We start from the raw sequence: 21,180 nt of genomic DNA, 5'->3' as shown, positions 1-21,180 counted from the left end.
AAATGAAAAAGCTAACATTACGTGTCAATGCCGCAGATAATATTATCGTTGCATTGAGTGAATTGTCAAAGGGTACGGAGGTGGATGTTGAAGGACAATCCATCACCCTGGTCGAAAATATTCCTGCAAAATTTAAGTTCGCTCAGCAAGATTTTGCAAAGGGAGATGCTTTGATCATGTATGGTGTACAAATTGGTGTAGCGAATGAGTTCATTGCGAAAGGAGCAAAGATCACCATTGATAATATCTCTCACGCAACAGAAAAAGCCACTATTAAAGATCAGTTTGACTATTCTTGGAATCCTCCATTGGTTAATACTGAGCAATATTTTCAAGGGTATCATCGGGAAGATGGTAAAGTAGGAACAAGAAACGTTTGGCTGGTGATGCCTTTGGTGTTTTGTGAGAATAGAAATATTCTGGCCATACAAAAAGCCTTGGAGCCATACCTGCAACCCAAAAAACAGCATAATGAGCAGCTTGCTTCCTTGATCGCACAAGCCAAATCAGGAGATGTAGCAGATCAGATATTAAGTACTGAGTTCGCCCTTAGCGATTCGGCACCTGATTTTGTGAAGCCATTTGAGAATGTGGATGGGGTCAAATATTTGACGCATCATGCAGGGTGTGGTGGCACACGTGCTGATGGCGAGCGACTATGTCGTTTATTGGTGGGCTATTTGATGAATCCAAATGTTGGAGGGGCTACCATTTTGAGTCTTGGTTGTCAGAACGCTCAGGTAAGTTTATTCAAAGAGGTGTTGGAGCAAATGGCGCCGGGGTTGAACAAGCCTGTTTACATTCATGAGCAGCAACAAAGTAAATCTGAAAAGGAATTTTTAGCAGCGGCCATTAAATCAACCATTGCGGGCTTATCAAAAATAAACAAAATTCAAAGAAAACCTGCTCCAGTTTCGGACTTGGTTATTGGGATGGAGTGTGGCGGATCGGATGGCTTTTCCGGACTTTCGGCCAACCCATTGTTAGGCCGGGTAGCGGACCGTATAGTAGCCCTTGGTGGTAGCGCAATATTGGCAGAATTTCCAGAATTGAATGGCGTAGAGCAAAATATTATTGATCGGTGCATCAATAAGACGGATGCTGAATCCTTTCAGGCAATGATGAAAGCATACGGTGATGAAGCAGAAGCAAAAGGCTCCGGTTTTGCAGCCAATCCATCACCCGGTAACATCAGGGATGGTTTAGTGACAGATGCGATGAAGTCTGCTGGTGCTGCCAAAAAAGGAGGGGAGGCCCCCATTGTTGAGGTGTTGGATTATACAGAGCAGGTAACAAAGAAAGGACTGAGTTTAGTCTGTACTCCAGGTAACGACGTGGAGTCAACAACTGCCCTGGTGGGTTCGGGTGCAACGGTGGTGTTGTTCTCAACCGGTTTGGGTACGCCAACGGGTAATCCGGCGACCCCTGTTTTGAAGGTGTCCAGTAATTCGGAGATGTCTAACCGTATGCAGGATATTATTGATTTTGACGCTGGGACAATTATTTCAGGAGTCGATACATTGGATACGGCTGCAGATCGCTTATTGCAACAGATCATAAACGTTGCAAGTGGTACAGCGGCAAAAGCGGAAGTGCTTCAGCAAGATGATTTTATCCCCTGGAGACGAGACTTATCCTTGTAATTTCACACATTATTTTTATTAATTATGAAAGCATTAAAAAGAGATATTAAGCAACCGAATCGCCCAGTTAAGGTGGTTCAATTTGGGGAAGGAAATTTTTTGCGTGCCTTTGTTGATTGGGTGATTCAGCGATTAAATGAGGAAACAGACTTCAATGGCAATGTGGCTGTCGTACAACCTTTACCAGAAGGAATGTTGTCAAAGTTAGCCGAACAAGATGGTCTATACCATGTGATGTTGCAGGGAATCAGCCAAGGCGAGTTGAAGCAGGAAAGTCATTTGATAGATTCATTGTCTGAGTTTTATAACCCTTATCAGGACTTCGATGCATACGAGCATATAGGTACCTACCCTGAGCTTCAGTTTGTATTCTCTAATACGACTGAGGCTGGTATTACCGTGAATGAAAATGATAAAATGAGTGATCAGGCAGCCGTTTCTTTTCCTGGGAAATTAACCCATTTATTGTATCGCAGATATCAAGCTTTTGATGGCGCAAAAGATAAAGGCTTATACATTATTCCTTGTGAATTGATTAATCATAATGGTCAGGCACTTAAAGAAGCCTTATTAAAATATGCTGATTTGTGGGCTTTAGGCGAGGGTTACAAGCGATGGCTGATCTCCGCCAATCATTTTTGTAATACGCTTGTGGATCGGATTGTGCCAGGTTTTCCAAAAGACAATATTGATGCTGTACAGAAAAAAATTGGGTATCAGGATCAGATGGTCGTTGAGGGAGAAATATTCCATTTATGGGTAATTGAAGCTGATGCGGAGGTGCAAACAGCTTTTCCAGCCGATAAAATTGGAGTAAATATGATTTATACTCAAGATCAGCAGCCATATCGTAACCGTAAAGTTCACATCCTTAATGGGGCGCATACAAGCATGGTGCCTGTTGGATTATTGGCGGGTATTTCTACGGTTCAGGGGGCTGTTGAAGATCAGCAGGTAGGTAAATTTATTGTGGATGCTGTCGAGCAGGAGATTATTCCTACTTTGAGCTTACCAAAAGACGAGTTGCTTGAATTTGCTGCTGAGGTAATGGATCGGTTCAGAAACCCATTTGTTAAGCACTACTTGTCAAGCATTGCTTTAAATGCTTTCCCAAAATACAAAACACGGGTATTGCCATGTGTGAAAACTTATTTCGAACAACAGGGCACATTGCCGTATCGTTTGGTTTTGGCTTTGTCCGCTTATATTCACTTGTATAACAGTGAGATCATTACCCTAAAAGATGATGCTTTTGTGATTGATTTATTAGCTAAAGCATGGAAGGCTGATGATATGCAAAGAACTGCTTTTACGGTGTTATCATGCGAGCAAATATGGGGTGAAGACCTAAGCGTAATCGACGGCCTGCTGGATATGGTTAGTTACCAGCTTGAGCTCATTCAAACGAATGGGATCGCAGCAGCGATAAAGGCCCCGGAAGCAGTAAATTAGTTTGAATGTTGGATGATAGATAGTTAAATTTTTCTACTCATTTTAAGAATAAATTGACTACCCCCAGTAATGATGATTACTGGGGGATTTTTTTGGCTAAAATTTTATGCCTTATGGTCAAGAAAAGGATACTTGCAAAATTTTCAAGCATGGTATAATACCTCAAGTTGAGAAAAAAATAGCTTGGATGTTTATCCAAGCTATTTTTGAACGAAAGCTGCTCAGTAAAGATTACAGCTGATATACCTTATTAAGAAGCGCTATAAATTTTGTTCTTCATCTCCACCAATATTGGTTTCCTGATAGCCTTTGCATTGAATCTTGAATGCGTGGGCATATGCCGTTGGGAAATTTTTGGGCTTTTCAATGATGAGTCCTGCTTCTGATCTTTTCCATTTGATTTCTTCCTCACTACCTAACAAAGTAATTCTTTCGATATCATTATTTAAAGCAGTGAAGTTCGTGCTCAAGGTTTGAATTTTAATTTCATCTTTCGGTGTATCCATAACGATTGCATAAAACTCATTGTCATTTTTCTTGGTAAAGCGGATGTCCTTTGCCGTATAGACTAACTTTTTTCGCTCAACTTTATGCCCGCCAACGGGAATCCTTGTTGGGCCTTCACCAAAAACAATCCAAGGTCTTGTTCCATAAATGGCTTCTCCATTAACAGCTAACCAATCGCCCATATTCAAAAGTAATTTCTTCATTACATCAGGGATTGCTCCATTTGGGTTGGGCGGAACATTCAGCAGCATTGTTCCATTTTTCGAAACGATATCAATCAGGATATCGACCAAGGTATTGGGCTCTACAAATTTCGCATTTGAACGATAAAACCATGCTCCTGGGGAGGTGTCAGTAACCCATGGATCTATTTTAATCTGGTTTGGACGACCTCTTTCATAATCACGAATGGCAGTATTTTCAGGAAAGGTAGCTTCTTTGAACATCACGGCGACTTCTTTATTCCATTGCTTTCCTTTATTATAATAATAGGCTAAGAATTTTTTACGGTATTCTTCCTGCATATTTTCAAGCCACCAATCAAACCAAATCACATCAGGTTGATATTTGTCGATATATTCTTTCAATTTTGCCCACCATTCTTTATGGAATCTTTCCGAAGGCATATTGACGTCGTAACCATGAGGTTCTGTATAGAGGTCATAGTCCTCAGGACTGATTTTTTCGCCACTTTGATGAGCAGGAACAAAATATTTCCAAGTGAAGGCATGGTGAAATGAACCCAAGAATTTCATCCCACGTGCTTCAATTTCTTTTTTTAGTTCTCCACTAATATCCTTTTCTCCATAGTTAACCGAATTCCAGCGAGTAACTTTACTATCCCACATGGCAAAGTTGTCGTGATGTATTGCTACTGGGCCACTGAATTTGGCTCCTGATTTGGCAAACAGATCCGCCCATTCTTTGGCATTAAATCCATCGGTCTTGAAATGTTCAATTAAATATTTGTAACCGTAACCTTCTGACGGCTCTCCAAATACTCTTTTGTGATGTAAATAATTGCTCGTCGGTTTAGGTGTACCATCCACATTTTTTGGCAGTTCTCCAGTTTCCCAATTAGGGATACCTTCCTTGCCATACATCATCATACCATGCCAACCCGCCAAATATTCGTTTTTGTCCATATCAACAAAAGCTTGGGATACAGGCCCCCAATGTGCATAAATACCAAATTTAGCATCTTGATACCAGTCGGGTGCTATTTTTACTTTTTCCAATGACTGCCAGTCTTCGGTATAGGTTGAGGTCGGTGCTAAAGAATCTTTAGGAGTTTGCGGTGAGCAAGCTAACAGCAAGGCTAAAGAAGAAAAAGCACAATTTTTAAAAAATGTCATATAAAAAAATTAAATTACTGAATAAAATTATAGGCTACTTTTGTCATTATATAGTTTAAAAACTTCTGAACCAGCCAACAAAAAGGCACCACTGCCATATACTTCGGTTTGATCTGCGGATGATTCTCCAGGGGCAGCACCAATAGGCTGTACAAAAGATAACATCCCGTCCTTATTAATGCATTTACCCAGACCCAGCCAAGCTTTTTTTACCACTGGTTCGTATGTTGCTTTATCTAAGTAGCCATGGTTGATTCCCCAGGCTAAGCCGTAAGTGAAAAATCCACTGCCACTGGTCTCTTTCTGAGGGTAATTTTTGCTGTCAAGTAAACTCATTGCCCACAATCCATTCTTCATTTGCAGCTGCGCTACTTTTGGAGCCATCTCAAGATAAAGCTTCTTAAAGTATTGGTGAGCTTTACTGCCTTCCTCATACTGATCCATAATTAAGCAAAGGCCAGCAAAGACCCACCCATTCCCTCGAGACCAAAATATCTTTTTTCCATTTTTTTCTTTACCAATAAAAGAATTATCACGATAAAATAGATGTTCTTCAGTGTCGAATAAATGTGCTTTTGTTGCTTCATACTCTGACATCATAAATTTAGTATAGGTTTCGTTTTGGGTTACCCGTGCCAATTCCGCTAAAACCGGTGGTGCCATAAACAATGCATCACACCAAGTCCATCGTTGCATATGTTTGTAGTTATCCAAAGTAATAGGTTCCTTACTTGGGTTGGCCATAATCCAATCAAATCTTTTTTGTGTAGGAGCAATCATTTCCTTATCACCATACTTATCATACAACGAAAAGTACATCTGTCCTACCGCAAGATCGTCAGCCATATACTTTCTCCAATGTAGGGTATATTTTTGTTGTTCGGCTACATCTTTCAACCAACGAAAATAAGTATCTGTATCAGCCATTTTTGCATAAGCACTCAAACCAACATAGAAAGCGGCATTGGTCCAGTCACGAGGGTGATGCGCCTTTTCACGGCCAGAATACAGGTCTTTAAAATGAACAATCTGCCAATTGGCCACCTGTTGCATTTGCACCTTGACAGTTTCAGGTTTAATTTTCTTATTAGTAAAACTACTGCCAATAATTAGGCAGAGTACTAAGTTAAATATCAGTGATTTTCGCATATTAGTCGATGGTATAATTGATTTGTGTATTAAAGTCGGTATAGTGGATATACTTTTCATTGGTCATCCAAAACACCACATTTTTATCTCCTTTCTTATAGTTGTGAGGGCAAACAGGGCGGACATTGTCCAGTTTCGAATGCTGTGTTATCGGGAAGACCTCCCAAGTTTTGCCCTTATCATCTGTGATCCGCTTTTCAATTTCAAAAACGCCATTGATTTGGCGAGAAAGGTAAATGACATTGTCCTTGTGGGAATGGAAGGTCATTCCTCCTGAATAGTGTGGTTCTCTTTCATGTCGTCCTTTTGGCGTTTGAGGAAACCACTTACCGGAATTGACTATAAGATGGTCTATCCATTTCTTGCCGTCATATTTAGTATAATGGTACAGATGAGTTTGTTCATTTGGGTATCGGCTATATAAAATTACCGGCCTGCCTTTTTTATCAGAGGTAATGTCTTGAACCCATGCTCGTCCATTGCCCACTTTCTGAGCATCATAAACCAGTGATGCTTCTTTTGGCTCAAATGGAATCTGGTCTAAATCGCATATTTTTTCTCCATTTACTCTGTAAAATGCTCCCTTTTCATAATAGGCATAATAAACAGAATTGAATTTTTCTTTTCGTGGATGACCATCAGTAAAGACGATATGTATCCTTGATTTTCCATCTGAATAGTATCTGACGTAAGGCCGATTGTCGTCATTGAAAGGTTTATTGGTTAAAAATACCTGTGCATCGTTGAAAGTTTTACCATTGTTGTCAGACCACATCATGTTGGGCTTATAGCCTGTCCAGCGCCCGAAACAGAATAGGCGACCGTTTTCTTTTTTTAATTGAATCAAATTGGCATAGGTCACACATTTTCTTGGGTATTGTTCAAATTGCTTTTGGTTGAACACCTCTTTATAATTACGACGCTCATACTGCTTATCTTTCCCCGCTGGCATGGCTTCTATTCTTACATATTTGTCAAAATGTTTGGTGTATCCCATTAACACTTCCTTGTTTTGGAGTTCAATGAAACATGGATTTGCATGATCATCTTTATCCAGTTGAGGGCTTACATTTTGGGTCATCAGTCGTTTGCTGTCCAAGTTCAAAACACCACTGACAATAGAGCCGTCCTTGGTAACCCATCCTGTGGCGATTTCATGGCCATTACTGTGCCTATAAATAGCTCTCGGCGCAGAGAACCAACACCATGCCCCATCAGTGGTAAGGTTGTTGATAGATTGAGCAATCGTATTTTGGCTTAATAGGAGAAATACGAATAATAAGATTTTATCAAATTTTAACATAAGAAAAGTAAGTCTAAAAAATTTAACAGCAAGCTATAAAGATGGGTCATCTACTTGCTTGAAATACATTACTTTGAATTACTGTAAATTAAGCAACAATCTTTGTGTTGGTTGAGTAAAAATCGAAAGAATAGCAGGTAAGATAAATTGTATCGTTATATGTATTAAATTTTTATTCTTAGCATACTTTTGTCCCGCAAACAGATAGAGGAATTATTTTTTACCCCCTATTAAATAGTAAAAAATTTTCTATTGCTATTCCTCCTCATGTTCAAAACAAGCACATAAACAAATTATTTAATTTTTGATAATAATTCCTCCCTTTAATTGTAGGTTATTTTAACCGTATAGTTATCAAAAAATATATGAAATTCATCATAAGCAAAATAAAATAGATGAACATCTAAATAATTTTTATTAATAAAAACTCTACAATATGAATTTCAAGAATTTTTTTGCGGTAATCGCGATCATGTTGGGAACCATGACGGCAGTAGTTGCTGAAAATCAAAATGACCCGCTTTTTGCTGGTGGTACTGGCTTGCCAAGTGACCCCCATATTATTACCACACCTCAACATTTATTAAATTTAATGGATGGGGGTGAGGACTTTACATTATGGACTCGTACCTACCGGTTGGATGCCGATTTGGATATGACAGGCTTGGTGTGTACACCTATTGGCCTTCAGTTTACGGATAATTCTATAGGAGCGGGGGGAAAAGTACACTTTAAAGGGGCTTTTGATGGTAATGGGCACGTGATTAAAAATATGACCATTACACCACGAGAAGGACAAACTGATTTTCATTTAGGATTTATTGGATTAGCAGGTAAAGTAGCTGAGGTTTCTGATGGTGAAGTTAAGAACCTTGGATTGATCAATTTAATTGTTGACGGAATGAAGCCCGAAGGTGGTTGGCTTATTGAACGGGTAGGTGGATTTTTTGGTCTATGTGAGTGGGGTTATTCTTTATCAAATTGTTATATCGACGGTGGGGAAGTAAAAGGTACGACAGCTGGTGGTATTGGTGGTTGGGTTAGAGGTGGCGTAATCAAAGACTTCTATGCGAAAGATTTGAATGTTCATTCTCGATGGGCACAGGCTGGACTGATTGCCGTAGCGGATTCAGATGCTGATATTTCGAATTTAGCCTTTTATGGAACGACTTCTACGAATGCAACAGCTTGTGTTCATGATTTGAGATCAGGTACGGTGACTAATTCTTATTATAAGGATGGTAGTGGTGCAGATGATCCAAATTCAACTAAACTAACAGAAGCAGAACTAAAAGCAGAAGCGAGCTTCACTGGTTTTGATTTTACGAACACATGGATAATGGGGGATGAATTTCCTATCCTACGTCGTATGATTGATATTCAAATTGTGGTGAACGATGTGAATGATTTACCTGTCGAAAATGCTGTTGTTTCATTCGAAGGGACTGATTACAATACTGATGCGGATGGTATTGCCAAAGTTGGTCAGCATGAAATGGGTACTTATAGTTATTCTGTTACTAAGGCTGATTACCAAAACTTGCAAGCAACAGGTACATTTGTCAGTCAATTGTCATCGACCGTTGTATTGGAGGAAATTGAAAAATTCATGTTAACCTTCAATGTTACAGACCCAGCGGAGCAGGCTATTGATGGAGCAACTATAATGATTGGAAATCAAACTGAAATTACGGATATCAACGGAGCCGCGGTATTTAATTTGCCTGCCGGAGATTATGAAGCAGAGGTTAGTGCAGAAGGTTTCATTGCTCAAACAGTGATGTGTACAATCACCGATATGGATCAGGTGAAGAATGTTACTTTGGAGGTTCAACCAAAGACCTATACTGCTAACATAACGGTTACTGATGGTACTGATCCGATTGAAGGCGCTTCAGTGATGATAGGCGAAATGTCAAAAATGACCGATGCCGAGGGTAAAGTTTCTTTCGATATGTTAGAAGCTGGCGATTATCAATTGATGGTTTCTAATGAAGGTTTTGTTGATCAAACCGTTGATTTTTCAGTTGTAGGCACAGATGTACACCTAATGGTTGAGTTAATGCCAATTCCTACTTATTCAGCAATGATTACAGTTACTGATGGTACTGATCCGATTGAAGGCGCTTCAGTGATGATAGGTGAAATGTCAAAAATGACCGATGCCGAGGGTAAAGTTTCTTTCAATATGTTAGAAGCAGGCGACTATCAAGCAAAGGTTAGCATGGAAGATTATATCGATCAAACTTTTGTTTTTACGATAGTTGACAAGGATGTAACGCAGACAGTGGAATTGGTTGCTGTCCCTAAATATAGCTTGACAATTTCAGTGACAGATGGTACTGATGCAATTGAAGGAGCAGAGGTGATGTTGGGAGATCAAACGAAGACTACTGATGTTGATGGCAATGTAGAATTCCCTGATCTGAAGGCTGGTGATTATGATGTGGTGGTTGAGGCAGAGGGTTATATTGGTTCATCTTATAGCTTGAAGGTGGTAGATCAAGACGTAACGCATACCTTTACTTTAGAAGCAGAAGGTGCTTTGTCTGCAATTGATAAGAAGATTCGTCTGTATCCTAACCCAGTTCAAGAGCAGTTTGTGGTTCAAGGCTTGGATGCTGATTCACAAATCGTAGTATATTCTGTTATTGGCAATAAAGTTGATGTTGCTGTCATCCGTACGGGGTCAGAAGCTCAAATTTCAGTAAGTGGACTGCCAGCGGGTGCTTACCTCGTCAATATCGATGGACAGGTAGAGCGAGTGGTGAAGCTTTAATGGATCAAATAGCTTTTTTATAGCTAACAAAAATTTGAAATTCAGACCTGCAAATCTGTATATAGCCAATGCGCCTAATGGAGCATTGGCTTTTTTTAATAACCTGTTGGCGGTGATGGGTCGGATTTCGCCTTCGACCAACAGCCACCATTACCTTATTTCTGATTTTAGAGGGCTGATTCTTGAATGGAAAAATGAAAAAAAACTGACCTTGATAAGGTATTTGTAAGGGTGATATATTTTTGAGGGGATAAAAAACCGGATAGATAGGGGGGGAATCTTTGTATTAATCATTTTAATCTCTCTATTTATAATACCCCGAAAGCGTACTACCTTTTTTTCTTTCCTTGGTGTTTGTTTGATCTACATTGCTACCGAAATCAATTTTTAACAGCATTTCAATCTATGATGAATATTTTTTTTAGAGCTTTGGTGGTGGCGTTGGCTGTTAGCTCATGTAACATCAAAAAGGATAAGACTCCGAAGCAGAGTAATAAGGAGAAATTTGAGGCCAATTGGGAGTCTTTAAAAAAGTATGAGGTCCCTGAATGGTTTCAAGATGCCAAATTAGGAATTTTCATTCACTGGGGGCCATATTCAGTGCCGGAATTCGGTTCGGAGTGGTATCCTCGATGGATGTACATGTCTGAAAAAACATATAGTCCTTCGGGGGAAATCGAAAAAGAAGGACCTAACTGGGTTTATAATCACCATGTTAAAAAATATGGTGGCCCTGAAAAATTTGGCTATAAGGATTTCATTCCTGAATTTAAGGCTGAAAAGTTTGACGCAAAGGAATGGATTAGCTTATTCAAAGCGTCTGGAGCCAAGTATATTGTGCCGGTAGCAGAGCACCATGATGGTTTTGCAATGTATCAGTCATCCTTAACGCGATGGAATGCGGTTGATATGGGGCCAAAAAAAGATGTTTTGGGGTTGTTGAGTAAGGAGGCGCATAGACAAGGGTTGAAAATTGGTGCTTCGTCTCATTACGCATTTAACTGGAACTATTTCACCCATAAAGAAGGCTTTGACACTTCGGATCCTCAATATGCTGACCTGTATGCTCGTCCACATGATTTTTATGCGCCAGCGGATAAGGAGTTTTTGGAAATGTGGTGGGCAAGAACCAAGGAAATTATTGATAGATATGAACCAGATGTGTTATGGTTTGATTTTTATATGGATCGACCAGAGTTTACAGCTTATCATCCCAAATTAGCAGCATACTATTACAATAAAGGGATTGATTGGGGAAAAGATGTCGTTTTGCAATCCAAGAATTTTGATATGGTAACCTTCCCGGAGGGCACCAATGTGTATGACCTTGAAAGGGGTAAAATGGCTGATATTAGAAAGCTTCCTTGGCAAACGGATACTTCAATCGGTAAGAATTCTTGGTGTCATGTGGAAAACTGGGAGTCCAAAACACCTAATACGATCATCGATGATTTGATTGATATTGTCAGTAAAAATGGCTGTCTATTGCTAAATGTGGGACCAAAGGCAGATGGGACTATTCCTGAAGATCAAGTGGCAGTATTGAGAGAATTGGGCAGTTGGTTAAAAATTAATGGAGAAGCTATTTATGGTTCAAGGCCATGGAAAATGTTTGGTGAAGGCCCTACCCATGTGGCCACAGGTCATCACACCGAAGGTACAAATGAAGAGTTAACCGCTAAGGACTTTCGGTTTACTTCAAAAGATGGCTTGCTTTATGCTATTGCCATGGACTGGCCTGAAGATCGTCAAGTATTGATACCAGCATTAAAAATTGGTGCGGAACATTTAAGCTCAGCAGTTAAATCTGTGAGCTTGTTGGGCACTCAAAAGAAAGTGGACTGGAAACAAACCGAGGAAGGTCTGATGATTCAACTTCCTGAAATGGAACCGATGCAATATGCTATTACTTTTAAGATCCAGACAGAGGATAAAGTATTAGCTTTCAATCAATTTTAAATAGCATCGAATAGATTTAAGAATTAATGTCCTTAAGCCTTAACAACATATGAATCAATACTTTTCAAGTATTGGATCAATAAAACAATCACAATTATGTGCTTAACTTTTAAGTATTTCCTTAAAGGTTAGGCCTAATTTTAGCTTTTTAATCTATGAAAAGATCAATTTTACTTTTTGTTACATGCTTAATTTCAGCGGCAGCATGGGCGCAGAACCCATTGGTGACGCACATGTTTACGGCAGATCCAACAGCAAGGGTCTTTGATGGTAAGCTTTATGTTTACCCTTCTCATGATGTAGTGCCACCCAAGGGTTTTGATGCGCCAAGGTTTTGTATGCCTGACTATCATATTTTTTCTTTAGAGAATGGAGCCACTTGGAAAGATCATGGGCGTGTTTTAGATCAAAATGAGGTGCCATGGGGAGAGAAAAATGGATATGGCATGTGGGCACCAGATTGTGTTAAAAAAGGAGATAAGTATTATTATTTCTTTCCTTCAAAACCCAAAGATGGTTCATCATTTCGTCGTATCGGTGTAGGGGTGTCTGACTCACCAACAGGTCCATTTAAGTGGGAAAAAAACTATATAAAAGGGGTTAATGGAATTGACCCAGGTGTCTTGATTGATGAAAATGATGCCTATTTATATTTTGGGGGTGGCCATGAGTTGATGGTCTGTAAGTTAAAGGACAATATGGTTGAGGTTGACTCAACTCCTATCAAGGTGGAAGGGCTGCCCGGGGGGTATAAAGAGGCAGCCTTCCCCTTGAAACACAATGGGCTGTATTATTTGACCTTTGCTCATGTATTTGCTGATGAGGGGTACACCATTGGTTACGCAACAGCGGATAATCCTTTTGGTCCATTTCAATACCGAGGTAAAATCATGGATAATATCAATACCGGAACGAATCACCATTCCATTGTAAATTATAAGGGGGATTGGATTTTATTCTATCATTATTGGGATTTGTCTGGATTCAATAAGTTACGATCTATGCGCGCCGATTATATGACCTTCAAAGAAGATGGGACGATCAAAAAGGTAGTACCAACCTTAAGGGGGATAGGAACACCAACTTTAGGAGATACTATTCAGGTTGATCGCCATAATGGCATTCATCATGCTAAAGTAGAGATGGTAAGTGGGAATGAGCCTGCCGGATGGATGGTTACTGAAACGAAGATGATGAGCCATGTGCGTTTTAATCGGGTAGATTTTGGAACCGGAAAAGCCAATAAGATGAGCGCAAGAATCGCCTGTGGCCAACGGGTGGGTAATTTTGAAATTCGACTCGGGCACCCAAAAGGAGAGCTTATTGCTGATTTTTCTGTGGAACATACTGGTGGGTGGAATCAATGGATGACACTCAATACACCGATGAAACCTGTGAAGGGGGTGCATGATATTGTTGTGGTATTCAAGGGTGAGTGGGGGTCCGATAAGGTAGTGAACCTAAACTGGTTGTTGATGAGTGATGATCCAAATTTTGAACAATTGTAGTGAATTGATGGATCATAACTAATTTGTGAAATTTGCTTGATGAAGAGTATGAGTGATCAGAAAATTTTATTTCTGATCACCGGTACTTTCTCCGAGATGAACGGTTAGATGATCCAAATATTTGAAGTTCTGATAATTACACCTGCTAAATATAAACATCTACTTATATGCGCTTTTGATATTTATCATCCCTAATTATGTAGTTACGAATAAATGAATTATTTTTCTAATCTATTTTTTTAGGGTTGATGAGTACTCGTTTATAGCAAACATCAAATTACGGATCCTTATGATTATCCAAGCCTTCCATTAAGGGTGAAAAAATTTCTACCCGGAATTTTTTTTAATCGCCCCCATAATGGAGCTAAAGATTTTTCTAAATCCACTGATGTTGCCTTTTAATTTGTAGTATCATTTATTTTTTAAAGTTTAAACCTATGATAAACCGAAACTCTCAATCTGGTTGGGGAGGTTTGAAGTATTGCATCATGTTGTTAATACTATTTTTTTTCTCCTTTACTGGGTATGGACAATCCCACATTATCAGTGGAAATGTCGTCTCTGCTATTGATAACGAGCCCTTGCCTGGGGTGAACATCGTTATTCAGAACACAACCAACGGTACGATGACCGATTTTGACGGGAAGTACCAACTCAATGCAGGCGCTACAGATGTGCTGGTGTTTACGGCCATTGGCTACAAAGATCAGCTCATTAAAGTGGGTAATCAATCGATGATTAACATCAAAATGGAAGAAGATGTTACGGCCTTGGAAGAGGTGGTGGTGATTGGTTATGGAAAACAAAATGTCAAAGAGCTTTCAGGTGCGGTAACGCGTGTTAAATCTGATGAGTTGACAAAAATTTCTACTGCCGACATCGGTACCGCCCTACAAGGTCAAATTGCTGGGGTTAACGTACAGGCAAGTTCTGGTGCGCCAGGTGCGGCCTCAAATATTCAGATTCGTGGGGTAAGTTCCATTACAGGATCAAGTCAGCCCTTATTCGTTGTTGATGGTATTCCTCAGGATTCTGATCCTCGATTAAGTAATAATGAGATTGAATCGATTGATGTATTGAAAGATGCAGCCTCTGCGGCGATCTATGGTACACGTGGTGCCGGTGGGGTAATTTTGATTACCACTAAAGGTGGTAAGGCTGGAAAGATGAAAGTGTCAATTGACAGCTATTATGGTCAGCAAAATATCACCTCAGGGATGCCTTTGCTCAACTTTGAAGATTACTTATATAATTATATGACCTTCCGTACAATGAATAATTATACGGATTTGGATAACACCTGGACTCCGCTTGATTTGAATAAGAACGATTTTACGAATTCAAGTAATATCATGGATGTTGTTCAGAATAATGGAGCATCAATTCAGAATCACAGTATTAATGTATCAGGAGGTAAAGATGATTTGACTTATAGTATTGTAGGTTCCTTCTTTTCTCAAGATGGTGTTTTAATTAATTCTGGATATGATCGATATAATATCCGAAGCAATACCAAATACAAAAAAGGAAGATGGGATCTTCATTTTGGTTTAGGTATGCGTGTAGAAGAGCAAAGTTATGCCGCTTGGAATTTACTTTATGACGCCTACAGATACAAACCGTATCAACCTATGTTAGATCCGAATGCGGATAATAGTACGGGTGCGGGAGATCAATCTGATGCTGTGGTTTTAGGGAATATGCTATATAAACTAAAACAATCAGATGTACGTAACGGAGATCAATTCAATGCCAATTTTACAGCTACTTATACCATTGCAAAGGGGCTTACATTTACATCTCGTATGGGCGGCAGTTACACGAATAACACCCGTATCAGAATGAACCCCCCATTTGAAATTTATGATACTGATGGCAACATATTTACTCATCCGAACTTTAGATCTCAAATCAGAAATACCTCTGATAGAGGGACGGCCTTTACTATGGAGACGGGGTTGAACTATGTGAAAAAGATTAATGGTCATACTTTTAAATTGTTAGGGGTATTTTCTACAGAGAAATATTCTTTTGCTCAATTTTGGGCAGAAAGGAAAGACTTGGTTTCAGGAGAAATCCCCGTAATTGGTGGTGGAACCTCTGAACCAAATGCAGGCTCAGGGATTAATTGGGCTCAGAACCGCACCAATACGTTGGTCGGTATGTTGAGTAGATTCCAATATAATTATAAGGGTAAATACATGTTCAGTGCGAGTATTCGACGAGATGGCTCTTCAAGATTTACCCCTGAAAATCGTTGGGGTATATTCCCATCAGCGTCTGCTGCATGGAACGTTTCGGATGAAGAGTTCTGGAAGCCGATTTCGTCATTTGCTAATTCGTTTAAAATTCGTGCAAGTATCGGTACCACAGGTAATCAAAATTTTGGTGATTACAGCTACGCTCCTACAATCGGTATCGGACATGATTACCCATTTGGGCCTGAAGGTAATGGCGGTTTAGGACTTGGAATGATTCAGGAAGGTTATGCTAACCCTAAAGTGAAATGGGAAACCACACAGCAATCCAATTTAGGTTTGGATTTTGGTTTCTTAAACAACCGATTAACATTTACGGCAGATTTCTATCAAACAGATAAGAGAGACATGCTTTTTCCTTTATTGTTGCCTACATCAACGGGTGCAGGACAGAACCAGAGCGTGATTCTGAATGTAGGAAACATGACCAATAATGGTATTGAGCTTGCCCTTGGCTGGCGACATGTTGGATCTGTGAGATGGGGGATCAATGGTACTTTCACCAAAAATGTCAACCGTATTACCAAGATGTCTGGAGCAACAGAAATCTCTTATTTCAATGATGGGTATGCGGTAAACATAAGTGGAAATAGAGATAAAATCACGGCTATTCGTGAAGGTTATGAAGCTGGGGCTTTCTTTGTTATGCCAACTCAGGGTATTATTAATACGGAAGCAAAATTAGCAGCTTACCAAGAAATTATGCCTAATGCCCGGATGGGGGATTTGATTTATGTGGATAGCAATGAGGATGGCATCATTGATGAAAAAGATCGTGTGTATGGCGGTAGTGGAATGCCTGATTTCGAGTTAGGTCTGAATGCCAATGTAGAATGGAAAGGGTTTGACCTGTCGATGGCTTGGTACGCTTCTGTTGGTAATGATGTGATTAATGGATCAAGAATGTATGCGTTCATGTATGGCACCCATCAAGATCTTCTGCAGCAGTATTCTACAGAACACCAAGAAGGTATTTACCCTACCTCAAGAGGAAATAGCCATATGAACTATCGTGGTTGGTCAGACATATGGGTTGAGGATGGCTCTTTCTTAAGGTTGCGAAATATCACCTTTGGCTATACCTTACCTATAAAGGCCTTGCAGAAAGTAGGGGTTGCTAAGTTGAGGCTTTATGTAGCAGCGGATAACCCGATCACTATTACAAAGTATCAAGGATTTGATCCAGAGGTCGGAGGTAATGGCTTGGCTACTCGTGGTATTGACCGAGGTAACTTCCCGATTGCAAGACAGTTTAGAGGGGGTGTACAATTGAATTTTTAATTTTTTAAGATGACGATCATGAAAAGAAATATTGTCAGATATATCCTATGCCTCTTGTTCGTGATTCCCATGACAGGTTGTGAGGATTTTTTAACCCAGGTCAATCCCAATGAGATCTCGACAGATAACTACTGGAGGAACCTTAGGGAGTGTGAAAGTGGGTTGATTGCAGTTTATAATCAACTTCGAAATACGGGTATGATGGCGGTAGGCGCTGAAACCAACCGTAGTGATTTAGCTTATCCTGGTTACGGAAGGCCGAACGCAACAAATGAATATTACCTACAAACATTTACTGATGGCTCTGCCGCTGTTAATGGAAAGTGGGATGCTCTTTATAAAGGAATTTTTCGTGCTAATCAGGTCATCCGAGGACTTAATGGTATTGAAGATGACATGATTACGGATGATGATGTTGAAAAATGGCATATATTGATGGCTGAAGCTCGTTTCTTTCGGGGCTTATTCCATTTTTATGCACATTCTACCTTTAATTTTGGAAAGATAATCATCTATGATTTTGTGCCAGAGGAGGAAAAAGAGTTCTACCAGCCACTAAGTTCGTCCGAGGATGTGAAGGCATTTTTCAGAGCGGATTTAGAATATGCCAGGGAATACTTACCGCTGTACCGAACAGAATACAAAGATGATGGGACACCATCAGATCCGCAAATGGCGGGTCGTATTGCCAAAGGGGCGGCTACATCAATTTTGGGAACGAGTTATCTGTATGAGGAGGATTTTGATAAAGCAGCAAAGTACTTTGAAGAAGTACTCGAGAGTGGTGTGTACCAATTAGCGCATGTGAGTGAGAACAGTACGTCACATGGGGAATTTAATCAGGAATCGATATTGGAGATTGCCTATGACTTGACGTACAAAATTGAAGAGTCACCATGGTCACCAAAAAGCACCAAAAACACTTATGCCGCTGAGTTTAGTCCTGTTGGGGGATGGAGAGCAAGCCTTCCAAGTTGTTGGTTGATTATGGCTTTCAGAGAAGATGCACCTGACCCAACAGATTCAAGAAATATAATTACATATATGGGGGAGGACCCTTCCACCGGCGAGCCAATTGAATTGAATCGTGTAAGAGATTATTCTCTTAGAACCTCCTATTCCCTTGCGCTTGTTGACGATCGAGATCTTCCTTATTATAACGCTACGACAGCGCAGGCGGCAGGATTTAATAATTTAGAAACTGGCTATTTTAGAAAGTTCACCAATTGGGATATTACTGAGAACGAAACCAGTCTAAATCAGCAATCTGGTATCAATTATAGGTTATTGCGTTTGGCCGACATCTACCTGATGTACGCTGAAGCATTAATCAAAGGAGGTAACGGAGGTGATGTTGCTAAGGCGATCGAATACATTAATGAAGTTAGGTATCGTTCTGCTTTGATATTATTAGGGACCGCTCCGGATGTTAACCACCCAGGTTCTTCATTTGACGGGATTACGTACAATGCAAAATCTTTAATGGATCATCTGATGTATAAAGAACGACCATTGGAGCTTTGTTTGGAGGGGTATGCTATTCGTCAAATAGATATGCGCCGTTGGGGAATCACTAAAAGAAGGTTTGAAGATTTATCAAAACAGATATATCACGGAGAAAATTATGAATTTATCGATCAAGATGGTGCGGTTCAGACCCGTTGGGGATCTGTTCTGACGGAAGGTCCAAATTCTGGATTTCCTGAGAAAAATATGATCGATTTTCAGGAGGCAGCGACGAATTATAACGAAAGGATGCACTCTTATTTTCCAATTCCAAATAGTGAGACTACTGCTAACCCAAATCTTTAAGCAAAATGAGAAATTTAAAAATAACTTTGATTTTACTCCTTGCTACAATGATTTACGGATGTCAGCAAGAGGTTATTGAGCCACGCATGAGTGACGCAAGATGGTACAGCTCCATCACCCGGGGCGGAAATGGCATTAGTTTAGGCCAATATGTCTCTTTTTCAAATTTGTCGCAAGGGCAGTTCGATGACCATTGGAAAATTCCCGATTCTGTTGGGATATATTTATTGAGTGGGCCTATTACCAACAATGATAAAGACTATACCAAATTTATCCGTGAAGATCAGGATCATATGACCTCGGATCTCACCGTTCACTTGCTATTCACGGAGCCAGGTTTGCATACAGTTGAATTGTATAATTCATTCAATGATTCAGTGACTTATAAAGGGAATGATACTATTCCAGCCATTAGTGAAGATGGGATTTGGAAAATTAAGCAATCTTATGTAGTCGATGTATATGATAGCCTCCAGTCAGCAGTAGAAATCTACAAAGAAGGGGTAAAGTTATATGCTTTCTCTGCAGATGAGTTAAATAATTTAGCAGATTCTACCGAATGGCCGGTAATAGAATTGGAAGCAGGGGAGGTGTTGACCTATGTAGATTCAACGACCATTGGGCGCCCTACGGGTAGAGCCTGGTTACTTGAAGGAGCTTCCCAGGCTACCCCAGGAGGTATATCAAACCCTGCAGGATATTATCGATTAGGTAGATTTAAATCTTCTATCAACTCTACTCGATCTGGTGAAAGTATTCCAGGAGGTTATGGTATCAGACAATTACCTGTTTTTGTTGAGGTATTTAAATCTACCCTTCCTTTTGAAATGGTAGGGTCACCAAAAGAGCTTAGAAATCAAATCATTCAGATTGAGACCAATGGAGAAATGCAGCCATTCTTCAATGAAGAAGATAATTTTGAAGTTCATGTGATCAACAAGGATGCCGGTTTTGATAAGGTCGTGCCTGTAAAGACTGCCAAAATCAGTGCAGAAGGTGGAAATATTATCGAGTTGGAATTGACAGAAGAAATTTACAATAGTGACGTGATTACAGTAAGCTATTCTGGTGGAAATATTTTATCCTTGGATGAAAGGGAATTCAATGATTTTGAGCCAACGAATGTGACGATGTTTGTCGTTGATTTATTCGCAGATAAAGACATCTTTGGCTTTGAGTCTGGAGGTTTTGAAAGCAGCGGTTGGGCGTTAGATGCCGTCGCGGGTGCAGTGTCAGACGCTAAAGTTGTAAGTGCTTCATCTGCACCTGAAGGTTTAGATGAGGATAACAAGTTTGTGTTGAATGTAACTGTCGATGAAGGGCAAATTAAATTTGATAACGAGGCTGCCCAAGGAGCTATGATTAAAGACGTTTTCTATACCTTTAGCTACAAGTATTATAGAGGGCCGGATAATCCATGTTTGGCTGAAATGACGCCCCGATTATTGCCTTGGGATGGAGTCAAACCTTTTTGGACAAATCTTCCAGATAAGAGTGGTTGGGCGACTTATACAAATACCTTTAAGTATGACAAAGATAATGCAGACCGCTATTTATTTATACAGGCTATTAAGAAGGGTGACTGTGATGCACAGTTAAACTTTTACCTTGATGATTTTAGTCTAACGGTTTATGAACCAAGACCATAAATACTGAACTTATGAAAAAAATACGAAATATATTAATGGTCATCATTGCCACCTTGGCAATGGCCTGCGAAAAGGAGGATCTTCGACCGGATCTGAATAAAGTTCCAGTTTATAGCATTTATGAGACAGGTCATAAGGCTTATGAAATGATTAACTTTTATCATGACCAACCCCTTGTTATTAACTGGGAGGCCAATAGGCAAGTGACCGCTTTTGATCAAATTGACTTCTCTGATAATACAGATGAGGAAAAATATGACTTTGTCTCGGTGTCGGAAAAAAATGAGGAGATTCTGGATGATATGGGCGAGCCAACTGAACAAACCTATATTTATACTCATAAAGTGACAGGGGATAAAATTACAGGAAAAGGACAGACTGAAATCATCATGGAATATCCTGATGGGACATCCTCCTCCGTTAAGATTAATTGCTCCATCAAAGAGATGTTAGTATATAACTAAGACAAGGATTACCTGTCGAAAATATTTATGGTTAGTGAATTACACTCCGCATAGAAAGCTT

At 39.8% G+C, this 21,180-nt stretch carries 13 protein-coding genes; 10 read left to right on the top strand and 3 right to left on the bottom strand.

Annotated features, from left to right (window positions below):
* Positions 1 to 2: 2 nt before the first annotated feature.
* The gene (locus AABK40_RS23015; protein WP_338399512.1) at positions 3 to 1,643 is read left to right on the top strand and encodes a UxaA family hydrolase; all 1,641 of its coding nucleotides are present in this window, start codon (positions 3 to 5) and stop codon (positions 1,641 to 1,643) included.
* A 24-nt stretch (positions 1,644 to 1,667) separates the two neighbouring features.
* Positions 1,668 to 3,095, top strand: a complete 1,428-nt coding sequence (locus AABK40_RS23010) for a tagaturonate reductase (protein ID WP_338399511.1) — start codon at positions 1,668 to 1,670, stop codon at positions 3,093 to 3,095.
* A gap of 260 nt (positions 3,096 to 3,355) precedes the next feature.
* Here AABK40_RS23010 and AABK40_RS23005 read toward each other — a convergent pair whose 3' ends face one another.
* The 3 genes from AABK40_RS23005 to AABK40_RS22995 are packed head-to-tail and all read right to left on the bottom strand — an operon-like array spanning position 3,356 to position 7,409.
* Positions 3,356 to 4,957: an alpha-L-fucosidase gene (locus AABK40_RS23005; protein ID WP_338399510.1), complete on the bottom strand. Its 1,602-nt coding sequence runs from the start codon at positions 4,955 to 4,957 to the stop codon at positions 3,356 to 3,358.
* Between the two features lie 27 nt (positions 4,958 to 4,984).
* Positions 4,985 to 6,106, bottom strand: a complete 1,122-nt coding sequence (locus tag AABK40_RS23000) for a glycoside hydrolase family 88/105 protein (protein ID WP_338399509.1) — start codon at positions 6,104 to 6,106, stop codon at positions 4,985 to 4,987.
* 1 nt (position 6,107) lies between these two features.
* The gene (locus AABK40_RS22995; RefSeq protein WP_338399508.1) at positions 6,108 to 7,409 is read right to left on the bottom strand and encodes a BNR-4 repeat-containing protein; all 1,302 of its coding nucleotides are present in this window, start codon (positions 7,407 to 7,409) and stop codon (positions 6,108 to 6,110) included.
* A gap of 436 nt (positions 7,410 to 7,845) precedes the next feature.
* Between AABK40_RS22995 and AABK40_RS22990 the strand changes: the two genes are divergently transcribed.
* The 8 genes from AABK40_RS22990 to AABK40_RS22955 all read left to right on the top strand — a co-directional run bounded on the left by AABK40_RS22990 (position 7,846) and on the right by AABK40_RS22955 (position 21,119).
* Complete coding sequence (locus tag AABK40_RS22990) at positions 7,846 to 10,188, top strand: MSCRAMM family protein (protein WP_338399507.1); 2,343 nt, start codon at positions 7,846 to 7,848, stop codon at positions 10,186 to 10,188.
* Between the two features lie 34 nt (positions 10,189 to 10,222).
* Positions 10,223 to 10,417, top strand: a complete 195-nt coding sequence (locus AABK40_RS22985) for a hypothetical protein (protein ID WP_338399506.1) — start codon at positions 10,223 to 10,225, stop codon at positions 10,415 to 10,417.
* Between the two features lie 176 nt (positions 10,418 to 10,593).
* Entirely contained in the window at positions 10,594 to 12,147 is a 1,554-nt protein-coding gene (locus AABK40_RS22980; RefSeq protein WP_338399505.1) for an alpha-L-fucosidase, read from the top strand.
* A 155-nt stretch (positions 12,148 to 12,302) separates the two neighbouring features.
* On the top strand, positions 12,303 to 13,655 hold the full coding sequence (locus AABK40_RS22975; RefSeq protein WP_338399504.1) for a family 43 glycosylhydrolase: 1,353 nt from the start codon (positions 12,303 to 12,305) through the stop codon (positions 13,653 to 13,655).
* A 488-nt stretch (positions 13,656 to 14,143) separates the two neighbouring features.
* A complete protein-coding gene (locus AABK40_RS22970) occupies positions 14,144 to 17,194 on the top strand; it encodes a SusC/RagA family TonB-linked outer membrane protein (protein WP_338399503.1) in 3,051 nt (1,016 codons plus the stop codon).
* An 18-nt stretch (positions 17,195 to 17,212) separates the two neighbouring features.
* Positions 17,213 to 19,006, top strand: a complete 1,794-nt coding sequence (locus tag AABK40_RS22965; protein WP_338399502.1) for a RagB/SusD family nutrient uptake outer membrane protein — start codon at positions 17,213 to 17,215, stop codon at positions 19,004 to 19,006.
* 5 nt (positions 19,007 to 19,011) lie between these two features.
* Positions 19,012 to 20,655, top strand: a complete 1,644-nt coding sequence (locus tag AABK40_RS22960; RefSeq protein WP_338399501.1) for a hypothetical protein — start codon at positions 19,012 to 19,014, stop codon at positions 20,653 to 20,655.
* Between the two features lie 11 nt (positions 20,656 to 20,666).
* Positions 20,667 to 21,119 (top strand): hypothetical protein, encoded by a 453-nt coding sequence (locus AABK40_RS22955; protein WP_338399500.1) that lies wholly within the window; start codon positions 20,667 to 20,669, stop codon positions 21,117 to 21,119.
* The last annotated feature ends 61 nt before the right edge of the window (positions 21,120 to 21,180 follow it).

Source organism: Persicobacter psychrovividus (assembly GCF_036492425.1).
Classification (GTDB): domain Bacteria; phylum Bacteroidota; class Bacteroidia; order Cytophagales; family Cyclobacteriaceae; genus Persicobacter; species Persicobacter psychrovividus.
This window is presented reverse-complemented; position numbering and strand designations above follow the sequence as displayed.

Bases quoted from the DNA above. Each gene is read 5' to 3' on its own strand.
- AABK40_RS23005 (WP_338399510.1), bottom strand. From the start codon at position 4,957: ATGACATTTTTTAAAAATTGTGCTTTTTCTTCTTTAGCCTTGCTGTTA.
- AABK40_RS23015 (WP_338399512.1), top strand. From the start codon at position 3: ATGAAAAAGCTAACATTACGTGTCAATGCCGCAGATAATATTATCGTT.
- AABK40_RS22990 (WP_338399507.1), top strand. From the start codon at position 7,846: ATGAATTTCAAGAATTTTTTTGCGGTAATCGCGATCATGTTGGGAACC.
- AABK40_RS22955 (WP_338399500.1), top strand. From the start codon at position 20,667: ATGAAAAAAATACGAAATATATTAATGGTCATCATTGCCACCTTGGCA.
- AABK40_RS22970 (WP_338399503.1), top strand. From the start codon at position 14,144: ATGTTGTTAATACTATTTTTTTTCTCCTTTACTGGGTATGGACAATCC.
- AABK40_RS22980 (WP_338399505.1), top strand. From the start codon at position 10,594: ATGATGAATATTTTTTTTAGAGCTTTGGTGGTGGCGTTGGCTGTTAGC.
- AABK40_RS22960 (WP_338399501.1), top strand. From the start codon at position 19,012: ATGAGAAATTTAAAAATAACTTTGATTTTACTCCTTGCTACAATGATT.
- AABK40_RS23010 (WP_338399511.1), top strand. From the start codon at position 1,668: ATGAAAGCATTAAAAAGAGATATTAAGCAACCGAATCGCCCAGTTAAG.
- AABK40_RS22995 (WP_338399508.1), bottom strand. From the start codon at position 7,409: ATGTTAAAATTTGATAAAATCTTATTATTCGTATTTCTCCTATTAAGC.
- AABK40_RS22965 (WP_338399502.1), top strand. From the start codon at position 17,213: ATGAAAAGAAATATTGTCAGATATATCCTATGCCTCTTGTTCGTGATT.
- AABK40_RS22975 (WP_338399504.1), top strand. From the start codon at position 12,303: ATGAAAAGATCAATTTTACTTTTTGTTACATGCTTAATTTCAGCGGCA.
- AABK40_RS23000 (WP_338399509.1), bottom strand. From the start codon at position 6,106: ATGCGAAAATCACTGATATTTAACTTAGTACTCTGCCTAATTATTGGC.